Here is a 20,031-nt window from a genome sequence, read left to right on the forward strand (position 1 = left end):
ACTGATCACCAACCAGGTCATCTGCAGACCCGTGCAGTTGTGTGACCTGTCGGACGAAATACAGCGCAGCGCATAGACTGCCCCAACGACAGCTCCCGCCTTCCGGACCGGTGACGAATCACCGGTCCGGAAGTGCGCGTGTCCGGGTTGTCATGTCATTCGTGGATCGGGGTGTGTGTGGGCGAGCATCGCAGAGCCGGCGGCAGCAGAGGTGTCAGCCGCGGTCTTCTGGTTCTGGTCGCCTTTGTTGTGGTGCTCGTGGCCGGCGGCGTTCTCTGGTCGATGTTGGGTGACCGGATCACCAAGCAGGGCCAAGATGCCGCAAAACGCTGCGTGGAAGGCGATCTCACGGTCGCGATCATCAGCGATCCGGGGCTGACCGAACCTCTGAAGTCCGTCGCCGCCGAGTACAACGCGACAAAACCGATCAACCGCGACTGGTGCGTGACCATCGATGTGCGTCCGGCCGATGCAAAAGTGACTCTCGAGGGTTTGACCGGCACCTGGGATCAGGCATCGCGCGGACAGTATCCGGCGGCCTGGATCCCGCAGTCGTCGGTGTGGAGTTCACAGCTGTCGGTCGCCAAGCCCGAGATCGTCGACGGGACGCCGGAGTCGCTGGTGACATCTCCGGTGGTGCTGGCCATCCCTTCCGCCGCGAAGGAAGCCATGCAGGGCAAGGTTAGCTGGCTCGAAGTCCCCACCTTGCAGCGGTCAGGGGCCGCGATGGCACAGCTGGGGCTGTCCGACTGGGGAACCTTGAAGATGGCGATGCCGACAGGTCCACAATCCGATGCCACCGCGCTCGCTGCCCAGGCCATCGCGATGGAGGTCTCCCGGACCCCGAGGGGGGCCTTGACCGTGGAAGATGCGACCTCGTCGCTGGTGACGTCGACCCTGCAGACGATGCAATCCGAAGCACCCCCCACCGACCTCGGCTCGTCCGAGAGCGGCGTGGCGATGATCGCGCAGGAAGCGAACCCGGTAACCGGAGCGATCCATGCGGTGCCGATCACCGAACAGCAGCTCTACGCGCTCACCAAGGACGGCAGCAACAAGGACGTCGTGTCATTGCTACCGACCGGCCCGACTCCGATGGCCGACTTCCCGGTGATCGAGTTGACCGGCGAACAGGTCGACGTCGCACAGCGTGATGCCGTCGACGCGTTCATCAGCTACGTCCAATCACCGGAACACATCACCGCGCTCACCCGGTCGGGCTTCCGTGGTGGCGGTGCGCTACCGGCGCCGACGGCGGCCGTGGACTTCCCGGAGACACCGTCCCCGATGCCCCCACCTCCGGCAGAGGCTCAGAACGCCATCACCGACACGCTCACGCGTCGCAGCTGACGCCTGGTCGACCAGTCAACTGATCGACCAGGCGACACCTCTGTCAGGCGAAAGCCTCCACCGGCGGGCAGCTGCACACCAGGTTCCGGTCGCCGAACGCGCCGTCGATGCGCCGGACACTCGGCCACACCTTGGCTCGCCCACCGGCGGACGGCAGTCCGTTCGGATAGACGGCGACCAGGCGGTCGTAACCGTGCTCCCACTCCCCGACCAGGCATTCAGCGGTGTGGGGTGCCCCGCGCAGCGGGTTGTCGTCCACTGACCACTGGCCGTCTTCGACTTTGCTGATCTCGCCGCGGATCGAGATCATCGCATCGCAGAAGGCATCGATCTCGTCGAGATTCTCGCTTTCGGTGGGTTCGATCATCAGGGTGCCTGCCACCGGGAAGCTCATGGTCGGCGCATGGAAGCCGTAGTCTGCCAAGCGTTTTGCGACGTCGTCGACGGTCACGCCACTGCTCTTGGTCAGGGGACGTAGGTCGATGATGCATTCGTGTGCAACCCGGTCACCGGCGCCGGTGTACAGCACCGGGTAATGATCACGCAGGCGAGCGGCGATGTAGTTCGCCGACGCGATGGCGGTGAGGGTGGCCTGCCGCAGTCCTTCGGCACCCATCAGCCGGATGTAGGCGTAGGTGATCGGCAGGATCGACGCGGACCCGTACGGCGCGGCCGAGATGGTCAGTTCGCCGGGCAATTCGTCGTCCAGCGGATGTCCGGGCAGGAATGGTGCGAGGTGCTCGCGCACACCGATCGGTCCGACACCCGGGCCACCGCCACCGTGCGGGATGCAGAAGGTCTTGTGCAGGTTGAGGTGGCTTACGTCACCGCCGAACCGGCCCGGCCGCGCCACTCCGACAAGAGCATTGAGGTTGGCACCGTCGACGTAGACCTGACCTCCGGCGTCATGGACCGCGGCGCAGATGTCACCGATCTCGTGCTCGAAGACCCCGTGGGTGGACGGGTAGGTGATCATGATTGCCGACAATTCCGCGGCGTTCGCATCGATCTTGGCGCGCAGATCGTCGACATCGACGTCGCCGTTCTCACGGCAGGCGACCACCACGACCCGCATCCCGGCCATGACCGCGGATGCGGCGTTGGTGCCGTGGGCACTCGACGGGATCAGGCACACCGTGCGGGCGTCGTCGCCACGACTGCGGTGGTACTCGCGGATCGCGAGCAGTCCGGCGTATTCACCCTGCGAGCCGGCATTGGGCTGCAGGCTGACGCGGTCGTAGCCGGTGATCGCGACCAGCCACTCCTCGAGCGATGCAATGATCTTGCGCATCCCGCTCACCTGATCGGCGGGCGCAAACGGATGAAGCCTGGCGATGGTCGGCCAGGTGATGGCCTCCATCTCGGCGGCCGCGTTGAGTTTCATGGTGCACGACCCCAGCGGAATCATGCTGCGGTCCAGTGCGATGTCTTTGTCGGCGAGGGTCCGCAGGTAACGCATCATCGCGGTTTCGGTGCGGTAGCGGTTGAACGCCGGGTGCGTGAGGAAGTCCGAGGTCCGATCGACAACCCCGGCGCAGACCGACTCGGTTGCGGTCACCCCGAAAGCATCGAGCACGGTTGCCACGTGTGCGTCGGTGGTTGCCTCATCGCAGGAGACGGACACGTGATCGGAGTCGACCAGACGTAAATTGATTCCGCGTGCACCGGCGGCGGCAACAACTGATTCGGCCTGCCCCGGGACATGGGCCAGCACGGTGTCGAAGTACTTGGCATGGACCACTTTGTCGCCGAGCGCGGATGCGATTGATTCCGCATGGCCGTGGACCCGCCGGGCGATCGCCCGGAGTCCGTCGGCGCCGTGATAGCTGGCATACATCGCCGCAAGGATCGCCAACAGGACCTGCGCCGTACAGATGTTGCTTGTCGCCTTCTCCCGGCGGATGTGCTGCTCGCGAGTCTGCAGCGACAACCGGTAGGCGAGGTTGCCGTCGGCATCCTTCGAGACCCCGACGAGGCGACCGGGAAGCTGACGAGCGTGCTTGGAGTGCACCGCAAGGTATCCCGCGTGTGGGCCGCCGAATCCCATCGGCACCCCGAAGCGCTGCGTGGTGCCGAAACAGACGTCGGCACCGAGCTCACCGGGCGGGGTGATCAGGGTCATGGCCAGCAGATCGGCTCCGACCGCGACCAGGGCACCGCGTTCATGCCCGGCATCGATGAGCGCCGCACTGTCGATCACCCGACCGGAGGCGGTGGGTGTCTGGGCCAGGACACCGAAGAACTCACCCTCGGGCAGTCCCTCGGTCAGATCAGCGGTCACGACCTCGATTCCGAGTGGCTCTGCGCGGGTGGCGATCACCGCGGCGGTCTGCGGGAAGAGATCGGAGTCGACAAGGAAACGCGGCGACTTGCTCTTGCCTGCTCGACGGAGGAGCGTCATGGCCTCGGCGGCTGCCGTCGACTCGTCGAGCATCGAAGCGTTGGCGACCTCCATGCCGGTCAGGTCGGAGACCATCGTCTGGAAGTTCAGCAGTGCCTCGAGACGGCCTTGGCTGATCTCGGGCTGATACGGCGTGTACGCGGTGTACCAGGCCGGGTTCTCGATGATGTTGCGGGTCAGCACCGGTGGCGTCAGCGTGTCGTAATAGCCGAGTCCGATCATCGAGGTCGCAACGGTGTTCTCACCGGCCAGCCCGGCCAGTTCGGCCAGGACCTCGTGTTCGGAAACCGCGGGCGGCAGGATGCCCAGACCGTTGTCGTCCGGGGTGTCGAGAATCCCTGATGGCACCACCTGGCGAGCGAGGTCATCGAGTGAGGTCGCGCCGACGAGTGTGAGAATGCGGTCGAGTTCGCCTGCGTCGGGGCCGATGTGGCGGTCTGTGAAGGGTGTGCCGGTCATGGATAGGACCTCCGCGGTGGTCCGCCACGAGAGCCGACCACGTGTAGTGCCGACTGTTAGCCGGACGCCGGTCCTCCCCCTCTGTCCTATCCTGCTGGGCCCGTGCCCGCAGAACGCCTGAGAGATTCAGCCGCGGCAGGCGCGGCCTTTCACCATGGGCGGACGGATGCTGCCGTCACTCTCCAGAGACGCCGACGTCGACACGGTCCTTGATGCCTGAGAGTTTGACGGAGAGGTATTGCTCCTTCGGCGGCCATCTCGAAGATGGCTCTCTCCCGTGTCGCTGCGACGCAGACCCAGTGTACGGGCAGATGTCCTAGCCGGTGCGACGGGCGCGGCTCTTGCGGCGCGACGCCAATTCGTCCTCGGGCGCAGTTTCGGTCACGCCGCCATCGGCGCGTTCTGCCGGGAAGTCGGCGATGGTTCCGGTGAGCTCGCGCATCGCGCCACTGACGGCGATACCGAACACGCCCTGGCCACCCTGGAGCAGGTCGACAACTTCTTCGGCCGAGGTGCACTCGTAGACCGTGGTGCCGTCCGAGAACAGCGTGATACGGGCCAGATCCTCGACGCCGCGCTTGCGCAGGTGGTCGACGGCAACCCTGATGTTCTGGAGCGAGATACCGGTATCGAGGAGACGCTTGACGATCTTCAGGACAAGAATGTCTTTGAACGAATAGAGGCGCTGGCTGCCCGAACCGGCGGCGCTGCGGATCGAGGGTACAACCAGTGAGGTGCGGGCCCAGTAATCGAGCTGTCGGTACGTGATGCCGGCGATCTGGCAGGCACTGGGAACCCGGTAGCCAACCAGTTCGTCGGGAACGGTGTCGTTCGGGAACAGCCCCGGTGCGATGTCTGCCAGAGAGCCCTGACCTGGCTTGTTCGAGCCGCCGATCGCAGTGTCTGCCTCGGGGGACGCATCGTGCGTCCTGCGGTCGCCGTTCTCACCGTCGTGTGGCTGATCGCCCACTGGGTTCTCCTCGCGTGCTGGTCGGTGACCGCCGGTGTGTGTTACCTGGCTCCGACGGGCCAAGTTTACGCGCACTGACTGGTCAAAATCACATCTCCGCAACTTTCGCGGGTATGTGAAGACCGTATGGCCGCAGCGGGTCCGGATCAACGCGACTCGCTGTAACCCTTAACCTAAAGTTGAGCTTTAGGCGTTTTGTGACCCCGCAGTTTCCGTTCCGTGACCAAACTCGCCAGACCCAAATGCGGGCACCTCGAGCGGATCCGTGCCTTGCCGCGATCCGCCGGTTGTGCCAACCAGAGCACGTTGGCTATGCCCCACCAGAGGCTTTGAAATCGTCCGGCGACACCGAGTCGAGGAACTCCTTGAACTTCTCGACCTCGTCTTCTTTGACCTCGGCCGTGGGCTCTTCGTCGTCCGCTTCTTCCGGATCGTCCGATGGCATCAGCAGACCGGCTTCGGCAAGCACCGATTCTTCGGCGAAGATCGGGACCTCGGCGCGAATGGCGATGGCCACCGAATCCGACGGCCGGGCGGAGATCCGCAGGTCTCCGGCGAACACCAGGTCTGCGTAGAACGTGCCCTCTTGCATGTCCACGATCCGAACCTCGAGAAGTTCGTGGCCCAGAGCACTGATCAGGTTGACGATCAGGTCGTGGGTCAAGGGACGGGGAGGTTCAACGCCCTTTTGCCGCAGGGCAATTGACGCCGCTTCACTCTGACCGATCCAGATCGGCAGGTAACGTTCTCCGGCGGTTTCCTGTAGGAGCAGCACCGGTTGACTTTGTGGCGGTTCCACTCGGATACCTACTACGCGCATTTCACTCATGCGGTCGGCCCTCCCAAGCTTGTGTGGGCGAATGCTTCACCGCCCTAATCCTATGGCAAGGATGCCCGCGCGACGACCGAGAAACCCCGGACCGGTCCGGAAGATCGGGTCTTCAGTCGAGAACTTCGCGTACCGCTTGCTTGACGAGCTGGGTGTGGAGGGTGACGGACAGTGCCGCGATTTCGCGCACCATCTCCTCGGCGCGATCACGCGCGCCGGTCCCTTTGCCCTTCGCGATCGGGTTGGCGATCTGCGCGACGAGGCCTGCCTCGCGATCGGCAGAGACCTTGAACGCGCGCAGATGCCGCGCCCCCACACCGAAGTTTGCGAGTGCCGATGCGGCCGTCACCAGACGTACCGCGTCTTCGTCGAAGAATCCCCGCGGCCCTGGAACCAGCAACCCGTTGTCGACGAGTTCGGTCACAAACGCGGAATCGACGCCGGTGCGTTCGAGCAGCGAGTCGCGGCTTAGACGGCCGCCACCATTCTGCGAGAAATCGGTGGCCGGAGCCACCCAGTTCTTTGCCGACGACAACAACCGGGTACCCGCCGGGGATTCCGGACGGGTACCGCGGTCGATCTCGTCGAGTTGTTCTTTGATGACTTTGAGCGGCAGGTAACGATCACGCTGCGCGGTCAGGACAAACCGGAGCCGTTCACAGTCGGCTCGACTGAACCGGCGGTATCCGGAGGGTGACCGCTGCGGGGTGACCAGACCTTCGGATTCGAGGAATCTGATCTTCGAAATCGTCACGTCGGGGAATTCTCCGCGCAGCTGATCGAGGACCGAGCCGATAGACATCGATCCTTCAGAATGCTGCCCCGCCGCCGGTGAGGTCACGCGTCCGCGGAACCTTCGTCACTACTGGGACCGGTCAGGAACACCAGACGGAACTTGCCGATCTGCACCTCGTCGCCGTTGGCGAGCACGGCGGAATCCACCGGCTCACGATTGACGTACGTGCCGTTCAGGCTGCCGACGTCGACAACCTGGAACTCGTTGTCGCCCAGGCGGAACTCAGCATGTCGACGGCTCACGGTGACGTCATCGAGGAAAATGTCACTGTCAGGGTGCCGACCGGCCGAAGTGGTCGCCTGGTCGAGCAGAAAACGAGAGCCGGCGTTGGGGCCGCGCTTGACCACGAGCAACGCGGTGCCCGCAGACAGCCGTTCCACACCGCTGTCCGCAGATGTGGTTGCAGAACCACCGGTCGACTCCATCTCTTTGATGAAATCGGCCCGGAAGACCGATGTGGTCTCTACCGGAGCTTCGATGTCCTTCTCGTTGTCGCTCACCAATTCTCCTTCTTCGTAATTGTCCCCGTGGCCCGGATTCGAGCCTTGTTTTTCCACGGTGATTGCGGCGGCGTTCGGCGGTCCAACTAGTCACCCGCCGAATCCGGTCTCATCGAGTGGATTGGGGCATTACCCGTGACTTAGACCGTACCCTGCCACGGGCCACACATGCATAAACCCGCTGCATACTGTGCGTGTGAATCGAGCTTCACAGCGCTTCGTCTCCACACTAATCTTGTCGAGCTCCGCTGCGCTTCGCCGGAGTGCTTATCCGGACGTGATCGCGGCGTAGCCGGCCGCATCGAGCATTTCACTCACCAATTCATCCAGGTCGTCGTCGGCACCGACGGTGATCTCGACCAACCAGCCGCGCTCGTAGGGCGCGGAATTGACGAGGTCGGGGCTCGCCTCCAGATCTTCGTTGATCGCCGAGATCACGCCATTGAGGGGCCCGAAAATATCGGACACGCTTTTGGTCGATTCGACCTCGGCAAACGATTCTCCGACCTCGACGACGTCGTCGATCGCCGGCAACTGGACGAATACCACGTCACCCAACTGATCTTGTGCGTAGTCGGTGATCCCGATCCGAACCGTACGGTCGGACACCTTCTGCACCCACTCGTGTTCGGCGGTGTAGTGCAGATCGTCAGGAGCCTGCTTCTGGGTCACGTCTGTGCTGCCTTTCGCCTCTACACATCGAACATCGTCTGTTGTGAGAATCTAGCGCACCGGGGGCAGTGCACGAACAACCAGCACGGCTTGCACCCAGTACAGAACAAACGACCACACATACATCCCGGTACCCCAGATCAGGAAAGCCCAACCGCAGGGGTAGACGATGTCGCCGATGATCGAATCCAATTGCCCGGCAATGATCATCGGGAATCCGTACATCAACGCAAACGTCGCGGCCTTGCCGATGTAGATGGTCGGGAGCGCGGTGATCCCCCGACTCCGCAGCAATGGCGCCGTCGCCAGCAACAACAGGTCGCGGCCGAACAAGATCGCGACCAGCCACCACGGAATGATGCCGCGGATCGCGAGTCCGATGGGTATCGCGATCATGTACAGGCGGTCCGCTGCCGGATCGAGCAGTGCACCCAACCGCGACGACTGGTTCATCAGCCGCGCGATCTTGCCGTCCGCCCAGTCCGACAGACCCGCGAAGAACAGGATCGCGAACGCCCAACCGTCGGCCTCTTCGGCCAGCAATACCCATAAGAAGACCGGTATGAGTATCAGCCGCAGTCCACTGAGCAGATTGGGCACAGTGAACACCCGATCCGACTCTACGACCGGATGCGGATCGGTCTCTTCCATGTCGAACAGCCTGTCATACCCGGGTGCGAGGGCTTTGCCGCCCGCGCTACCGGAAGATACCGACGATGCCCTGCAGCGCCTTGGCACCGCCGGACGAGAACGGACTGTCGTGGACCATGTAGGTCCAGGTGGTGGTCGAACGCCGCAAATCGGCCTGATCCAGATCGATCCCGTCCGCGGTGATGACGGCCTCCCGGAATGTCTTGCGCGCATTTTCGACGGCTTCGCCCGGCAACCTGCTGAACTCGCCGAGGATCAGTTTGTGGAACTCATCCAGTGGAGATTCGCGACCGATGGAACGCAGGTGGATGCTGGCGCGCACATCAGAGACGTAGGCCAGATGATCCGCCCATGCCCGGTCCAGGTGGAACAGCATGATCTCGCGCGCCGCCTGCTCGAGAACGTCGCGCGGGACGGGCTCGGTCACCGGCACCGGGGTCTGGGCGCTGTCGGCAGTGGCTTCGACCGACTCGCCTTCGGAGTCCACGGCAGCAGCATCCGTCTTGGCCTCCTCGGCCGTATCGGATTCCCCGGCAGTGCCAACTTTCTCGGCAGTGTCGACCTTCTCGGCCTTCTCTGCCTTCTCGCCCTTGACGGCCTCACCGGTCAGTTCGCGGTAGCGCTCCGGCTCGGTTTCCTTGAACTCTTGCAGCGCGGCATCGGTGGTCAGCAGGCTCGTGCGGCGTTTGACGATGATCTCGCGCTGCTGGTTCACCAACTGGTTGTATCGCCAGGTGTTTGCGTGCAGTTCGAGCATCACACCCTCGGCGATTCGCTGGGCCTGCTCGATGATGTCCACGCCCTTCGACCCGAGCGATCCGTCTTCCGATGAACTGACCGGATCGCGCTTGAGGGTCAGGTTTCGGGTGACAAGCGGATCTTCGACGCTCGAGAAGAACACCGATCGACCGGGATCGCCCTGTCGTCCCGCGCGACCACGGAGCTGGTTGTCGAGCCGCTCGGTGTCGTGCCGACCCGTCCCGACGACGCACAGGCCACCGAGTTCGACGACCTCGTCGCGCTCCGGGCTCGACTCCCCGACATCCTTCTGGCCTGCGGAGCCACCGAGCTTGATGTCGGTACCGCGTCCGGCCATCTGGGTGGACACGGTGACAGCACCTTTGGCACCCGCCTCGGCGATGATCTTCGCTTCTTGTGCGTCGTTCTTGGCATTGAGTACAACCGACTGCACGCCCGCGCGGCCGAGTAGATGGGCAAGTTCTTCGGATTCGGCAACGTCGTGGGTGCCGATGAGAACCGGTTGTCCGGTCTCGTGGATCTCTTTGACGAACTCGACGACGGCGTCGGCCTTGTTCGACTTGTTGTCGTACACGCGGTCGACCTCGTCGACGCGGATGTTCTTGGTGTTCGGAGGGATCTGCGAGACAGCGAGCTGATAGAACTGCCGCAGCTGCTCGCCGGCGGCAACCGCGGTACCGGTCATTCCGCAGACCTTCGGATAACGGCCGATCAATGCCTGCACCGTGATCGTGTCGATGACCTCACCGGAATCTGTCTGTGCGAGGCCTTCTTTCAGCTCGACCGCGGCCTGCAGGCCGTCCGGCCAGCGCTGGAGTTGCGCCACGCGGCCGCGGGAGGCGTTGATCAGGTGGACGCCGCCGTCGCGAACGATGTAATGCACGTCGCGCTCGATGAGGATGTGGGCGTGCATCGCAACGTTGACGTGCACCAGTGTGGTGCCGACGTGCTCTTCGTCGTACAGGTTGATACCGCCGAGCTCACCTTCGATGAAGGCGGCACCCTCGTCGGTCAGGTAGACGTTGCGACCCTCGGCGTCGACCTCGTAGTGCGTCTTCTTGAGTTTGGTGACGGCGTCGTGGATCGGCTTGTCCGGCACTTCGCCGATCGCCGAACCGGCCAGGATCAGGGGCACCAGCGCTTCGTCGACGAGCACCGAGTCGGCTTCGTCGATGATCGCTACGTCAGGCTTCGGCGACACGAGATCGTCGGGCCGGGTGACGAGTTGGTCGCGCAGCACGTCGAACCCGATCTCGTTGACCGAGCCGTAGACGATGTCGGAGTCGTAGGCGGTCTTGCGCTCGTCGCGGGTGGAGTTCTCCGACACCGAATCCGAGACGATGTCGAAGAGATCGAAGAGCGGCTTCATCCACTCGGCGTCGCGGGTCGCCAGGTAGTCGTTGACGGAGATGATGTGGATCCGATGGCCTTGCAGCACAAACCCGATCGCCGCGATGGCGCCGGCCAGGGTTTTGCCCTCACCGGTCGCCATTTCGATGACGTCGCCCTCGAGTAGACGCAGCGCGCCCTGGAGTTGGACGTCGAAGGGCCGCATGTCCAGCGTGCGATCGCCTGCCTCACGAGCCAGTGCCAGGAAACGGGCCCGGTCTTCGCCTTCGGGGTCGGTGATGTCGAGTTTCTCCGCAGCGGCGGCGAATTCCTTGTCATCGAGGTCGGCAGCCCATTTGTCGTACGAGTCTGCCTTCTTGATGAGCGTCAGGGACTTCGACTGATTGCGCGAGGATTGTGCCCCCAGCAGCCGCCACATGTTGTTCGTGAGCTTTCCCACCGAGCCGTACTCCTTAGTCCATCTGACAAAACTGCCGTGCTCCACCGTACGCGGAAGCGCTATCGCAGTAACCGTACGCGGCAGGCTGCGGCGCGGGTCCGGGCTTCTTCCACTTCCCCGCTGGTCACAGTGGCCTTAGGATGCGAGCGCTGGCGGAATTCGAGGCGGAGGGTCTCCCATGGGCGCAGGTCTGCGTAGCGGTGCAGTGGGGTCGTTGGCATTTCGTCAGACGGGTCGGGCGATTGTCGCCGGTGCTGTCCTGGGATCTGGGGTCGGCCTCGGCGCCTACAACCACTGGGCGGTGGCCCTGGCGGTCGGTGTTCCCCTGGCCATCGCCGCGGTCGTCGCAGCGCCGCGACCACGACGCATCGACGGTCTGGTCGCGGGCGGTCACTCCACGCTCAGCGTCCCGATCTCCGTCGAGGCGCTGACCCGGTCGAGCCTGGACGCCTCGAACATCCAGCCGACGCTGGTGACGGCGACCATCTCGCCTCCCAACGACACCGACTACCGAGCGCGCTGGCTTTCGGCGATGCCCAAGGGCATGGCCGCGAATCTGTTGCACAACGCCGACAATCGTCTGCCGGAGAGTTTTCTCCCGCCGCGGCCGAGCACGGACCCGCCGTCTGAAAGTGACCAACATCCGGCCGACGACATCGAGTTCGGCGATCATCCCGCCAAACGAACAATGTTTCTTCCGGTGATCACCATCGCAGTCGCCGCCGCCCTGTTCTTCGGGGTCGGCACCGGTTGGCATGTCTCGGTTTCGTTGCCCGACACCGGATTCAGCTCATCGATGAGCGACGACGAGTCGCTCGGGGCTCCGCAGGAACGGATGGATGCGATGCTGGCCGAGGTCGAAACCCTGGGCCCGACGGCGTCGAGCAATATCTTGACGCTGGATCTGGGCACCAGCGGCAGCGACCGGGTCCAGGTGTACGACCCGGCCGCAGGCGAGAGCGTCGGCATGAGTTACTCGCCGAGCAGCGACAAGTGGTACGGCCCGGACCGGTCGAGCACACCGCTGCGATCACCGCGCACATTCCGGGCCACCGATCTCTCCGGGATGCAATTCACGACGATCGTCGAGCAGATGGCCGCTACGCTGCCCGAACGATCCCGCGATTTCCAATCCATGACGATCGCACGGTCCGGCGACGATCTCCCGGTTCTGGCCACCGCAACATTTGGCGAGGACTTCCGGATCGAGGCCCAGATCCAGGCCGATACCGACGGGAACATCGCAACCTGGTTCGATCCTGCCGACTTCGTGGCCGCGATGACCCAGGCACAACTAGCGATGACCAAAGCCGTTCTGCCGACCGACGTTCCGATCATCGACCGGTTCGAGATCCGCGGAACGGTGACCGGCACACCCATCATCGGGGCAGGCACGATCCAGAACTCGGGTGGTGTGCTGGTCGACTTCACCGCCCCGGACCGCACCGGTTCGGTGAGTATCGTCCCGGGGTTCTTCGCGGCAATGAGGTGGTCGGAGAACAACTCCGGTCAACTCAGAGAAGGTTCCGTCACGTTCGACAGCCTGTCGGCCGACACCTTCGATGCAGTCCGGGACGACTACATGAGCCGCAACCAGGTCGAGGCCTTCGACCGTGCCGCCGTCGACATCCAGACGTCACATCAGTACGTGCTGCAGGACTACCGGACGATCATCTCGGTGCAGATCGGACCGGACGACGAGGTGGCCTACTACAGTCTTGACGGACAGTTCATCCCCGAAGACTGAGATACCCACCGGTGGAACGCTACTCGGCCTCCAGCGCCCGCCGCCTGCCTGCCTCGATCTCGTCGAACGCCTGCTGCTGCGGATGCACACTCCCTCGGTCTGCCAGGTCGGTGACGATCCGGTGGATCCGGTCGAGATAGTCGGCCTGCTTGCTGCCCTCAGATGCTCGGGCGTTCTCCAACAACGACAGCGCGGTAGAGAGTTCCTGCTGATCACCCGCATCGAGTAGATCGGATCCGATTGCGCGACCGTATCTCTCGCACTCCGCCCACGTCTTACCTGCCTCGGTCACCGCTTGCTGGTACTCGTCGGCACGATCCAGACTCATCGGGAACTCGTCACTCCGCAGGTCTTGCGCCCGGGCCAGTGCGGTGTGGAAATTGGCCACCGATTCGACCGAGACGTCGGTGACGGCCGGATACCGCAGCACCAGTTCGGGTTCGAGTTCGTATTGGGCGTAGTCGACCAGAATCGCATCATGTTGTCGGCAGGCGGCCTGCCACAGTCGTTGCGCCGCTTCCTTGCTGCCGGCATTGGCAATCCGGGGAACCGGTCGACCCGCCTCGGGGTCGGCCGGACGATAGCCGGGCTGTGCGGCAGCCGGCTTCACAAGGCGGCCGGAAACGCGGCCGTCACCTCCGATCCCGATCAGTACCTTCCGTTTGGCAGGCTGGTGCGCACGCAACCGGGCGAGCACCTCGGCCGCCGCCGGATCTGATTCGATGACGGCAACCTGCCACTCCTGATCCGGGTTGCTCGCGAACCGGAGCTGCAGATAGCGGCACCCCTGGACGCGGAACTGATCGGTGCGACTCGACCGCGACATCGATGTGTCGGCGGACAACTCGGCACTTTGCTTGACCGACAGCAGATCGTCCAGCGGAAACGAGTTGATCGCCACGCCTGCGTTGCCGAGGTGCACCATCGCATCGTCGACCGTCACGCTGACGGCGGGTAGGTCGATCACCCTGCCGATCGCGGCTATCAGCAAACCCAGGCCCAGCGTTGCGATGACCGCGGCACCGGTGACCGCCGGATCGACGTCGGCGATGTTCAGCACAACCAGTTCGATCATCGCGGTTATCGCCAACGCACTGGCGATGGTCGCGAGCCGGTTGTGCACCGATCGCCGGTATTCGGTCCGACACGTGACCGATACCGGACCTGAGCTGCTGGCCACGTTGCGTCCTCCCCCAGGTCCGATGCGCACGGCGGGCAACGGTTGGTCGGACTTTACCCTCTCAGGCCAGCGCATTCCGGACGATCGGGGCGACCTTGGTGCCATACAGTCCGATGCTGCGCATCTTGGCCTCGTGTGACAGTGTCCCGTTGCTGTATTTGAGGTCGAACCTGGTGATGCCCATGGCGTTCACATTTCGAATGATCTTGGCCGCCACCGTCTCGGGTGAGCCCACGTATACCGAACCTTCCGGCCCGGCCGACTGCTCGAACTGGTCACGGGTGGGCGGCGGCCAGCCTCGTTCGGCGCCGATTCGGGCCATCTGATCGCGATAGTGCGGCCACAGCTCATCTCGTGCGGCCTCGTCGGTGTCGGCGAGATGCCCCGGCGAGTGCATCGCGACCGGAAGCAACGGCTTGTCGAACTCCTTCAATGCGCGGTGATAGAGATCGACAAAAGGTTTGAACCGGAGTGGTTCGCCACCAATGATAGCCAGCACCAAGGGAATACCGTACCGAGCGGCCCGGACGACCGACTCCGGCGAACCACCGACACCGATCCAGGTCCGGACGCCGCCTGCTGCGGTCTTGGGATACACCTCTTGGCCCGTCAGCGGCGCGCGCGTCTCACCGGACCAGACGATCGGACCCTCATCGCGGAGGGCCGCAAAGAGGTCGAGTTTCTCGGAGAACAGTTCTTCGTACTGGCTCAGGTCGAGGCCGAAAAGCGGAAACGATTCGGTGAACGAGCCCCGGCCCAGAATCACTTCGGCACGGCCTCCAGAGATCGCGTCGAGCGTGGCAAACCGCTGGTAGACCCGGATCGGGTCGTCTGAACTGAGTACGGTGACCGCGGTTCCCAGCGCGATGCGGGATGTTTGTGCGGCAATCGCGGACAGCACCACTTCGGGGGCCGACACCGCAAAATCCGCGCGATGATGCTCCCCCACTCCGAAGAAGTCGAGACCCAACTGATCGGCGAGAACGCCTTCGGCAACCACCTCGCGGATCACCCGGTCGTATGGCACGAGTTCACCGTCGGGGCCTGCGGTCCGGTCACCGAACGTGTCCAGTCCCAACTCGATGGGAAAACCCTGTACCGAACTGCTCATCGCCGCTCACCCTTCTCCTGACAAATGCTTACATCGTCATAACCTCCGAACCTCGGAGAATGCATCTGCTGGTGCTTAAACTACTCGGGTGAGCGTGCGCCGGTATTCGCTGTTCGGAGGCCTGTCGGCCACCATGGACGGCGTCGACGCGGCCATCGGTACCCGGAAGCAACGCGCTGTTCTGGCACAGCTGATCCTCGCCGACGGACATGCGGTCACAAGCGATCGGCTCATCGACGGAATTTGGGGCGATGCCGCACCTGATCGCGCCGACGCCTCTCTACAGGCCTACATCTCAGGCCTGCGCCGGATCCTCGAACCCGACCGTGCCCCGCGCGCCCAACCGAGGGTACTGATCACCAGGGGTGCCGGATATGCCTTGATCACTGACGCCGACGATGTCGACCTACACCGCTTCAACCGCGACGTCGCACTGGCCAGGGATCTGCACTCTCGCCATGAATCCGACTCGGCTGCAGCCACATTGTGGTCGGCTCTGGACATGTATGCGCCGCTGCTCCCCGAATTCGAAGGCTTCTCGTTTCGCGACGGGGCCGCCGAACACGTCGCCCGACTCCACGGTGCCGCACTCGAACTGTCCTATGAGATCCGCCTCGAACTCGGCGAGACCCAGCTCCTGGCAACCGACGTCGAACAGGCACTGGGAGCTCAGCCCCTCAACGAAGGACTCTGGGCACTACTGGCCATATCCCGCTACCGGATGGGTCGGCAGTCCGATGCTCTTGCGGCGCTTGCTGATGCCAGACGGATCCTGTCCGAGCAGATCGGCGTCGACCCGGGGCCCACGCTGCGCGAACTCGAAAAAGACATCCTCGCTCACGCCCCGCACCTCACCCCACGCATCCGACTCGCGAGGGTCCCAGCGGCAGGCACGGTATCCCGGGAGCAGTCGACGACAGCGGACTCCCAGAACACCCCGCCGAGTCCGGACAACGCGCTGCCGCTCATCGGCAGAGTTGATGAGCGCACGCGTATCGACAACGCGATGACCGCCGCGTCCGGCGGTGCCGGCGCGGTCATCATCGTGGAAGGCGAGGCCGGTGCAGGCAAGACCACGCTGGTCGCCGCATGCGCCCACCACACGCATCATCCCGGCAGTCCGTTGACCGTGTGGGGACATTGCCTGGAGGGCGGCGCGGCACCGGCAATGTGGCCATGGGTCAAGATCCTGAGCGATCTCGTGCCGCACCTGACAGACTCCGAACGGAACATGGTGTCCGGCAACGAACTCGGCGAATTGATCGATGGCCGGGGCACGATGTCACCGCAGCTCGAGATACCCGATGCGGCAGCCAGATTCAGACTCCACACGCAGGTGGCGACTCTGCTCGCGCAACTGTCCGGGCGTACCGCGCTCATCGTTGTCCTCGACGACATCCAATGGGCCGATAGCGCATCACTCGAACTCGTCACCCACGTGGCCAAGGCTCAGCTCTCGCAGTTGGTGCTGATCTGCGCGATCCGTACCGGCGACGGGGTCCGTCGCGAAACCGTGCGCAACACACTGGCCGAGCTCAGTCGTCTGCCGTCGCAGTTCCGTATTTCCGTCGGCCCGCTCGACAGCAACGCCATCAGCGAGCTGATCCACCGTGAAACCGGCAGCCGTCCGGACCCCGAGGTCGTCGAATCGGTGAGACGGCGCACCAAAGGCAACGCCTTCTTCGCCCGGGAACTCGCACGCACCCTGTCCGACGGCGGCGAACTCTCGGCGGTCGCCGTGGTACCCGGCGGTGTGCCTGCCGGCGTACGAGACGTTGTCCGAGGCCGGTTGGACCACATGCCCGCTGCAACGATGGAACTGCTGGAGGTCGCCGCGCTCATCGGTAAGCGGGTCGACCTCGAACTGCTCGCCGGTGCGGCGTCCATGCCCATCGAAACCGTCCTGGACACTCTCGAACCGGCGGAGGAACGCTCGGTGATCGAAACCGGCCCCGACGATCCGTACACCGTCTTCTTCGCCCACGATCTGGTGCGCGAGGCGATCATCGAGAGCATTCCACCACTGCGGGCCCGGCGTCTGCACATGAAGATCGCAGGCCACCTCACCGAGTCCGGAGGCACCCGACTCGGAGAACTTGCCCATCATCTGTGGTCGGCAGGCCCGCTGTCGGAACGTCAGGTCACCGCGCGGGCCCTGTTGGCCGCAGCGCAAGAGTCGTTGATGCGGTTCTCGTACGAATCCGCCGAATGGCAGTTGGGGGCGTGCAGTTCACTTGCTCGCGACGATGGTGATCAGCGCCTCGAGCTCGAAGCAGTCGGTCTCCTGGTCGCGGTCATCGGTGCCAGGGACGGTTATCTCGCCGCCGCCACCGAATATCTCGATCGTGGTGAAGAACTCGCGGCGTCCATCGGGGATCTACGCAATGTGGCCGACTTCAGATACTCCCGGTGGGCATCCTGTTCACAGTCACTGGCTCTCGATCGCGCGCATGAGCTCGCGACCGAGATGTACCACGCGGCAATGGAATCCGACGACCCGGCGATCGGGATAATCGGATACCAGGCGTGGGGCGTGAACGAGTGGGACCGGGGCAAAATCGGGAGTTCATACAGATCCCTGGCCCACGCCCAGGAGATCCGCAAACGGTTGGACCAGACCGCGATGCACGGGCTACAGCATGACTGGGATCTGCTCGGTTATGCGTTCTTCGCCTGGATGACCACGATGCACGTCGGTGTCGAACCCGGACGAGAGAACTTCCGACGTTTGATCCACCAGACACCGGACGCATACGGCCGCAACGCCGCAGGCAGTTTCGCGATGCTGGCAGGTGCGTTGGCCGCCGATCCGCAGTGGACGGCCGATACCGGTCGCGCGTGGATGGCCTCGGTGGCGGACGGGCCGTTCGACTTCCTGCGTGCGTTCAGCGAGTCGATGTATTGGTGGGCCGAAGTCATCCTCGGCAACCGCGAGCAGGGCCTGCAACGCCTGCGCGATCTGCGCCCCGCCGTCGAGGCCGGCCCGAACACGGGTGGCTCTGCCTACTACGGCCTTTATGCCGAGGCCGCGCTGGCCGCGGGTCGCCTCGACGAGGTCGCCGAGTTGCTCGCGGCCGCAGAGCAGCACCTGCAGACTTTCGGCCAGCGGTATGCCGAACCGCATCTGCACCTCACCACCGCTCGGTATCGATTGACGATCGGTGACCTCGAATCCGCGCGCTCCGCATACGCGAAAGCTCGCCATCTCGCGCGCAATCAGGAATCGACGACCCTGCTGCAACGTATCGAGAGTTTCGGGCCGAAGTTCGTTCCGTGAGCCAGTAGGCTTCATCAATGGGAAAGACTGGATCCGGGAGCAAGAGCAGCGGCAAGAAGAAGAGCACCAAGCCGAAGAAGATACCCAACGACATCTACGAGGCCGAGCTCTTCCGTCTGCAAACGGAGTTCGTCAAACTGCAGGAGTGGGCCAAGGAGACCGGGGCCCGTGTGGTTGTCGTCTTCGAGGGTCGCGATGCCGCAGGCAAGGGCGGCACGATCAAGCGGATCACCGAATATCTCTCCCCTCGCGTCGTCCGGGTCGCCGCACTGCCCGCACCGACCGATCGGGAACGAGGCCAGTGGTACTACCAGCGCTATATCGCGCATCTTCCGGCTCCCGGTGAGATCACCCTCTTCGACCGCTCCTGGTACAACCGGGCCGGTGTGGAGAAGGTCATGGGATTCTGTACCCCACAAGAACATTCGCTGTTCCTACGCCAGACACCGATATTCGAGCAGATGCTCCTCGATGACGGGATCATCTTGCGTAAGTACTGGTTCTCGGTGTCTGACGCCGAACAACTACGGCGCTTCCGGTCACGCCTCGATGATCCGGTGCGCCAATGGAAACTGAGTCCAATGGACCTCGAGTCGGTCTATCGCTGGGAAGACTATTCCCGCGCGAAGGACGAGATGATGGTGCACACCGATACCCCCAACAGCCCCTGGTACATCGTCGAATCCGATATCAAGAAGCACGCCCGGATCAACATGATGTCGCACCTGTTGTCAACGATCGAGTACCACGAAGTCGTGAAGCCGAAAGTCGAACTGCCAGAACATCCCATCGACACCGGCACCTACCAACGACCATCCCGGGAGATCAGCACATACGTCCCGAACCATGTGGCCGAACTGATCGGTGACAAAGAGGCCTGATAGGCCTCCGAAGGCCTCCACAGAAGCACACGTTGCAACGTGTGCTTTTGACTGAACCGTGTGCTTCTGTCGTCAACCGCGGTTGCGCGCTGCCCACACACGCATCGCCCTGAGGTATCTGTCGGTGATAAAACTCTGACCATATCTGCCGAACGGGCCGGCGATCCGGGCAGACAGAGTCTGTGGACGCGAGAAGGCCGTCACCACAAACACCACAGAGTTGTTGTCCCGCAATTCAACACAGAAGAGCTCTTCCCCTGATTCCGGGTGACCGACGAGCGTGCCGTAGGCAAATCCGCGGCGGACGGGCTCGTCGATGACGTACACAACCCTGACCGGCGCCTTGAGTCGTAGCGGTCCCACACCGACCGCGACCCGGGCGACGGTACCTGCCTCGATGGTCTCCTCCGACGCGAACACGCGCAGGCCGGCACCGAGCTGCACCTGCCAGGTTTCGATCGCTTCTGCGATCTCGGTGAAACACTGCTGCCCGGTTCCGATGACCACTTCCCGGTGCAGGTGGTGATAGCCGTCCGGGAGCTCATCGCGGGTCGCACCGATCTCCGGATAGCTGTACGCCACGCCGCGCAACCGGGTGGCGATGTGAGACTTCAGCGGTCTGACGCTGCGACCGGTCATCTCATGAGGTTACCGACGTC

15 protein-coding genes and 1 riboswitch are annotated in these 20,031 nt (G+C 63.7%); of the genes, 4 read left to right on the forward strand and 11 right to left on the reverse strand.

Features of this window, described 5'->3' with window-relative positions; genetic code table 11:
* Nucleotides 1-138: 138 nt before the first annotated feature.
* On the forward strand, nt 139-1,350 hold the full coding sequence (locus tag AC1TQG_RS20530) for a substrate-binding domain-containing protein (RefSeq protein WP_482139672.1): 1,212 nt from the start codon (nt 139-141) through the stop codon (nt 1,348-1,350).
* Between the two features lie 43 nt (nt 1,351-1,393).
* Here the strand turns inward: AC1TQG_RS20530 and gcvP are convergent, their stop codons facing one another.
* From gcvP to secA2, 8 genes are all read right to left on the reverse strand, one after another.
* Nucleotides 1,394-4,210, reverse strand: a complete 2,817-nt coding sequence (gene gcvP, locus AC1TQG_RS20535; RefSeq protein WP_482139673.1) for an aminomethyl-transferring glycine dehydrogenase — start codon at nt 4,208-4,210, stop codon at nt 1,394-1,396.
* Between the two features lie 193 nt (nt 4,211-4,403).
* Nucleotides 4,404-4,498: riboswitch (glycine riboswitch) on the reverse strand.
* A gap of 28 nt (nt 4,499-4,526) precedes the next feature.
* Nucleotides 4,527-5,105: a MerR family transcriptional regulator gene (locus tag AC1TQG_RS20540; RefSeq protein ID WP_482139951.1), complete on the reverse strand. Its 579-nt coding sequence runs from the start codon at nt 5,103-5,105 to the stop codon at nt 4,527-4,529.
* 385 nt (nt 5,106-5,490) lie between these two features.
* The gene (locus AC1TQG_RS20545) at nt 5,491-6,009 is read right to left on the reverse strand and encodes a bifunctional nuclease family protein (protein WP_482139674.1); all 519 of its coding nucleotides are present in this window, start codon (nt 6,007-6,009) and stop codon (nt 5,491-5,493) included.
* Nucleotides 6,010-6,121: 112 nt separating this feature from the next.
* Complete coding sequence (gene ftsR, locus AC1TQG_RS20550) at nt 6,122-6,811, reverse strand: transcriptional regulator FtsR (protein ID WP_482139675.1); 690 nt, start codon at nt 6,809-6,811, stop codon at nt 6,122-6,124.
* Nucleotides 6,812-6,846: 35 nt separating this feature from the next.
* Nucleotides 6,847-7,305, reverse strand: coding sequence for a glycogen accumulation regulator GarA (garA, locus tag AC1TQG_RS20555; RefSeq protein ID WP_482139676.1), 459 nt, complete (start codon nt 7,303-7,305; stop codon nt 6,847-6,849).
* A 267-nt stretch (nt 7,306-7,572) separates the two neighbouring features.
* The gene (gene gcvH / locus AC1TQG_RS20560) at nt 7,573-7,977 is read right to left on the reverse strand and encodes a glycine cleavage system protein GcvH (RefSeq protein ID WP_482139677.1); all 405 of its coding nucleotides are present in this window, start codon (nt 7,975-7,977) and stop codon (nt 7,573-7,575) included.
* A 51-nt stretch (nt 7,978-8,028) separates the two neighbouring features.
* Complete coding sequence (locus tag AC1TQG_RS20565) at nt 8,029-8,628, reverse strand: CDP-alcohol phosphatidyltransferase family protein (protein ID WP_482139678.1); 600 nt, start codon at nt 8,626-8,628, stop codon at nt 8,029-8,031.
* 46 nt (nt 8,629-8,674) lie between these two features.
* Entirely contained in the window at nt 8,675-11,176 is a 2,502-nt protein-coding gene (gene secA2 / locus AC1TQG_RS20570; protein ID WP_482139679.1) for an accessory Sec system translocase SecA2, read from the reverse strand.
* A gap of 178 nt (nt 11,177-11,354) precedes the next feature.
* On the opposite strand from secA2, the gene AC1TQG_RS20575 reads away from it, so the two are divergent.
* Complete coding sequence (locus AC1TQG_RS20575; protein WP_482139680.1) at nt 11,355-12,923, forward strand: hypothetical protein; 1,569 nt, start codon at nt 11,355-11,357, stop codon at nt 12,921-12,923.
* A 19-nt stretch (nt 12,924-12,942) separates the two neighbouring features.
* Here the strand turns inward: AC1TQG_RS20575 and AC1TQG_RS20580 are convergent, their stop codons facing one another.
* Nucleotides 12,943-14,103 carry a hypothetical protein gene (locus AC1TQG_RS20580; protein WP_482139681.1) on the reverse strand — a complete coding sequence of 387 codons (1,161 nt, stop codon included), beginning with the start codon at nt 14,101-14,103 and terminating at the stop codon, nt 12,943-12,945.
* Nucleotides 14,104-14,164: 61 nt separating this feature from the next.
* Entirely contained in the window at nt 14,165-15,214 is a 1,050-nt protein-coding gene (locus AC1TQG_RS20585) for an LLM class flavin-dependent oxidoreductase (protein ID WP_482139682.1), read from the reverse strand.
* Nucleotides 15,215-15,302: 88 nt separating this feature from the next.
* Here AC1TQG_RS20585 and AC1TQG_RS20590 point away from each other — a divergent pair, with 88 nt between their 5' ends.
* Both AC1TQG_RS20590 and ppk2 read left to right on the forward strand, forming a co-directional pair.
* A complete protein-coding gene (locus tag AC1TQG_RS20590; protein WP_482139683.1) occupies nt 15,303-18,491 on the forward strand; it encodes an ATP-binding protein in 3,189 nt (1,062 codons plus the stop codon).
* Between the two features lie 17 nt (nt 18,492-18,508).
* Nucleotides 18,509-19,372, forward strand: a complete 864-nt coding sequence (ppk2, locus tag AC1TQG_RS20595) for a polyphosphate kinase 2 (RefSeq protein ID WP_482139684.1) — start codon at nt 18,509-18,511, stop codon at nt 19,370-19,372.
* A gap of 72 nt (nt 19,373-19,444) precedes the next feature.
* On the opposite strand, the gene AC1TQG_RS20600 is transcribed toward ppk2, so the two are convergent.
* Complete coding sequence (locus tag AC1TQG_RS20600) at nt 19,445-20,011, reverse strand: DUF1990 family protein (RefSeq protein WP_482139685.1); 567 nt, start codon at nt 20,009-20,011, stop codon at nt 19,445-19,447.
* Nucleotides 20,012-20,031: the final 20 nt, after the last annotated feature.

Source organism: Williamsia sp. Y844 (assembly GCF_056786475.1).

Bases quoted from the DNA above. Each gene is read 5' to 3' on its own strand.
- ftsR (WP_482139675.1), bottom strand. From the start codon at position 6,811: ATGTCTATCGGCTCGGTCCTCGATCAGCTGCGCGGAGAATTCCCCGAC.
- AC1TQG_RS20585 (WP_482139682.1), bottom strand. From the start codon at position 15,214: ATGAGCAGTTCGGTACAGGGTTTTCCCATCGAGTTGGGACTGGACACG.
- gcvP (WP_482139673.1), bottom strand. From the start codon at position 4,210: ATGACCGGCACACCCTTCACAGACCGCCACATCGGCCCCGACGCAGGC.
- AC1TQG_RS20545 (WP_482139674.1), bottom strand. From the start codon at position 6,009: ATGAGTGAAATGCGCGTAGTAGGTATCCGAGTGGAACCGCCACAAAGT.
- AC1TQG_RS20565 (WP_482139678.1), bottom strand. From the start codon at position 8,628: ATGGAAGAGACCGATCCGCATCCGGTCGTAGAGTCGGATCGGGTGTTC.
- ppk2 (WP_482139684.1), top strand. From the start codon at position 18,509: ATGGGAAAGACTGGATCCGGGAGCAAGAGCAGCGGCAAGAAGAAGAGC.
- AC1TQG_RS20600 (WP_482139685.1), bottom strand. From the start codon at position 20,011: ATGACCGGTCGCAGCGTCAGACCGCTGAAGTCTCACATCGCCACCCGG.
- AC1TQG_RS20575 (WP_482139680.1), top strand. From the start codon at position 11,355: ATGGGCGCAGGTCTGCGTAGCGGTGCAGTGGGGTCGTTGGCATTTCGT.